The organism is Siphonobacter sp. BAB-5405 (assembly GCF_002872335.1).
GTDB lineage: Bacteria > Bacteroidota > Bacteroidia > Cytophagales > Spirosomataceae > Siphonobacter.
Map to the genome: position 1 here is coordinate 1 of NZ_NJAG01000091.1, position 3,850 is coordinate 3,850.

The window sequence follows — 3,850 nt, forward strand, 5'->3', positions numbered from 1 at the left end:
TCAGCGTTATCTTCCACCAGTAATAAGTGGGCCTGAACCTCCTCGGATATTCCTAAGTCAAGCGGTTCCGGGGCTGGCGTTTCAGCAAGGGGTTGGTCGGCCGCCGCATACGGCAGAAAGACGACAAAAGTGGTGCCCCGGTTTTGTTCACTGGCTACCTCGATGAATCCCAGTTGAAGTTCCACCAGTTCTTTTACTAGCGAAAGTCCAATACCGGTGCCCTGTTTAAAATGGCTCTCATCCACCTGATAGAAACGGTCAAAAATGTGAGGCAAAACCTCGGGAGCAATGCCCAGAGCCGTATCAGCCACCGTCAGATAAATACCGGGATCGGTTTCATGCCGGGTATAATGGGCCGGGGGCTGACTGCTCAGACTCACCTGAACCTGATCCCCGCTATGGGAAAACTTAATGGCGTTCGAAAGGAGATTATAGGCAATGCGTTCAAACTTGTCCACGTCAAACCAATAAGTACTGGACAGGCTGTGGCAGCTCAGCGAAAGCTGAATGCCTTTTTGTTCGGCCTCGATCTGAAACGAGTGTACAAGCCGCGTAAAAATTTCTTCCACATTTCCCCGAACCAGCGAAAGTTTCATCATCCCCGACTCAATCTTGGAAAGATCCATGAGTTGGTTGATGAGCCGGAGTAGCTGGTTGGCATTGCGTTCAATGGCCGCCAGCCAGCGTTGCTGGTGGGGCAGTTCGATTTCCTGTTTGAGTCGCTCGGCAGGCGTGAGAATCAACGTGAGAGGGGTACGGAACTCATGCGTGATGTTAGAGAAAACTTGGTTTTCATCTCATCCACCCACCGAAGTTGCTGAGCCTCTTTTTCCTTGAGCACCATGGCCTGGGTTAATCGATCCTGACGAATTCGGTATTTCACGTAGAGCCCTACTACAGTTCCCGCCAGTAACAGATAGAAGGCATACGCCCACCAGGTGAGATAGAAAGGGGGTCGGATGTGGAGCGAAAGCGTGTACACGTGGGGACTCCACACGCCGCTGGTGTTCGTAACATTTACCTGGAGCGTATACCAGCCCGGGGGCAACTTGGTATAGTGAGCTGCGGAGGCATGACCGATGTAATTCCAGGTGTCATCATAGCCCTGAAGCTGATAACGGTAAGTGAGCTTCTGGGGCTGATCGTACTGCAAACCAGCAAAATCGAAAACAATGGAGTTTTGATCGTAGGGCAGATCCAGGGTTTGCAGAGCCGTCAGGGGTTGCCGGAATGGTGTCTGATCAATGGGTGTATTATTGATCAGAACCTGAGTCAGACCCACGGTAGGCTGATAGGAATCCAGAAAGGAGCCCGTGGGTTTAAACAGGGTCCAGCCTTCGATACCCCCAAAGGCCAGTTTCTCATTAGGCAGGCGAAGGTAATGAAAGCGGTTAAATTCTTCCCCCGGAAGACCATCCGATGCCTGAAACAGGCGAATCTGGTGCGTAACCGGATGAAACTGGCAAAGCCCCTTGTTGGTAGCCAACCAAAAACTGCCCTGTGCATCGGGTAGTATGGAGTAAATGGAATTATCGGGTAGCCCCTGATCCAGGGAAAAGATTTCGCTCGTTCGGGTCGATTTATGAAAACAGATCAGACCGTCGTAGCTTCCAATCCAGAGAAGGTCTTTTCGGACCGGGTCCGGTACCAGCCCAATCAGCTGACTGGTGGGAAGTACCTTCGATGGGTTTTCGTGGGTAAGCTGCTGGATTTGATGCGTGGCACGGTCAATGAGCACCAGACCATCAAATTCAGTGGTTAAATAAATGGTCTTCTCGTCGACGGCAAGATCAACGGGAATAATCGGACGAGCATTTTTCTTTTGTATAGCCCGGGCAAAAACCGAGGCCGGACTCTGGGTTTTCCATTGCCGGGTACCTTCATCAAAGCTAGCCACGTAGCCATCCTGACCAGAAATCCATACCTGGCCCTGAGCATCGAAAGTAAGTCCCCGGATGCCCTGGTACAGGTAATTCTGCGAAAGCAGTTCTGGGGGTAAAGGCAGTAGTACAAAGTGCCGGGCAGCAGCATCCCAGTACCCCAGGTTTTTCCAAAGGCCTACCCAGAGCCGATGCTTTGTATCGTAAGCGGATCGGACGTTGTAACTGGATAACTGGTATTCGGGGTGCTGGGGCGACCAGCCAAAGGTCTGGCCCAGCGAAACGCCAAATTCTTTCTGAAACAAGTCTTCGTGAAACGAATGATGGGTTTCAGAGGTCTGAAAGTAAGGAGCATTTAAATCGATCTGGTGAAGACCCGCCGCATTCGTACCCAGCCAAATCAGTCCCGAGCGATCTACCAGAAAGCTACAGGCTTCTTTCATCGTCTTCAACTGGGTTTCGGCTACCTGACGGATGCCCTGCCGATCATCGTACTGATAGACTTTCCCGTTTAATTCCCAGTACTCCTTTTGATCAGGCCCCCGGCGAATCCAGCGAATCGATAGGTTTTCATCGTGTAAAAACGGAACTGATCGGAAGCTGCGACGTTGCGGATGATAGAAAATAAGCTTTTTGGCATCGCTAAAGATCAACTCTCCATTGGGCCGTTCGATCATGGAAATGATGTCGGTAGACAGGGAGCGGCTACTGCCAAACTCCAGCGGAAAAGGCGTAGACAGGTGCTGAAACGCCCGGACTCCAAACGGGCCAGGCCGCCCATAGTAATCACCCAGATGCGGTGCTGGCGATCTTCCAGGATACCCCGTACGGTATTCGAGGGTAAGCCATGCGTTTGCTGGGTAAAATGCGTAAGCTTTTGATGCTTCAGGTCGTAGCAGTACAGACCATTCTCACGCTCAATGCCCCAAATGTTACCTGCGTGGTCGAGCAGCAAACCCTGACTGACAAAGTACTTGGGGTTCTTTCGAAAAAGCGGATCGTTTGCAATGTGCGTAATTTGCTCGGTAACCGGATCAAATACATCCAGAGCGGTACTTTCATACTGAATCCAGATGCGATTCTGGGCGTCGGGAGTCAAGTAAGCAATCACATTAGAGCTAAGGGTAGTACTATCACGCTTGCTATGCTGAAAAACCTTGAAATGCTTCCCGTCAAAGCGGGCCAGACCATTGCGTGTACTTACCCAGATGAAACCCTGCTGATCCTGTACAAGCCCAGAGATAAAAGACTGAGGCAGACCATTTCGGGGGGTAAGGGTGCGTTTAGGGTACGTGAGATTACCTGTTGCAGTAGGTTGACCGATACTGCTAAAAGAAAGTAGACAAAAAATCAGGTACCAAAACCAGTAATAGCTTTGGAGTAATCGTTTCATATTTTGGCGGTAAAGCAACGAATGGGGACTGATAGCTGCTTTGTAATGACAATAATAAGGGCATTCTATAAGCTTATAAAAATAAAGGTGGAATTTAAAAAGAGACTCTATTAATTAACAAATGTTATTATCTATCAGGGGATTGTTCAGTTATTACTAAATTTCTGTCCCAGCTTTGCTTGAGTTGAAGGATCGTCAACCGGGCAGAGGCAGTAGCAGGGAATGAGCAGAAATCCAACAAAATACCTTCTCCCAAGCAGCAATGGCGTTGCAAACGAATGCAAAGAGATAGGGGTGCTCATTCAGAAATCGGAAACAAAAGCCAGTAGAGGTACTATAACGCTTTGGTCTAAACGTTATAGTATACCTATACTAATAATCGCCTTATGTTTTCGAACGAACAGAATGTCTGGCGTTTATCTAATCAGGTAATAAGCGATCGTTCCCGCCTGCGGGGTCAGTTCTTCAACGCAGCAACGCTTGGGTATGGGTCAGGTAACGTAATACCGCATGAACCGTTTTCACTCATAAACGATCTTAAGGAGGCAAGTTTTACTTTTTAGTCCCTGGAACTGAG

At 49.2% G+C, this 3,850-nt stretch carries 3 protein-coding genes; all 3 read right to left on the minus strand.

The genetic code is table 11. From position 1 onward, the window contains the following. Positions 1-743 (minus strand): HAMP domain-containing sensor histidine kinase (locus BWI97_RS25815; RefSeq protein ID WP_146011049.1); only part of this gene is annotated, 743 nt, incomplete at its 3' end. Continuing rightward, positions 740-2,557, minus strand: a complete 1,818-nt coding sequence (locus tag BWI97_RS25820) for a triple tyrosine motif-containing protein (RefSeq protein ID WP_102203368.1) — start codon at positions 2,555-2,557, stop codon at positions 740-742. The genes BWI97_RS25815 and BWI97_RS25820, both read right to left, overlap by 4 nt. Continuing rightward, positions 2,554-3,273 (minus strand): two-component regulator propeller domain-containing protein, encoded by a 720-nt coding sequence (locus BWI97_RS25825; RefSeq protein WP_102203369.1) that lies wholly within the window; start codon positions 3,271-3,273, stop codon positions 2,554-2,556. The genes BWI97_RS25820 and BWI97_RS25825 overlap by 4 nt, the downstream gene beginning before the upstream one ends. Between the last annotated feature and the right edge of the window lie 577 nt (positions 3,274-3,850).

Coding starts and splice junctions, on each gene's coding strand:
- BWI97_RS25820 (WP_102203368.1), bottom strand. CDS start 2,557: ATGATCGAACGGCCCAATGGAGAGTTGATCTTTAGCGATGCCAAAAAG.
- BWI97_RS25825 (WP_102203369.1), bottom strand. CDS start 3,273: ATGAAACGATTACTCCAAAGCTATTACTGGTTTTGGTACCTGATTTTT.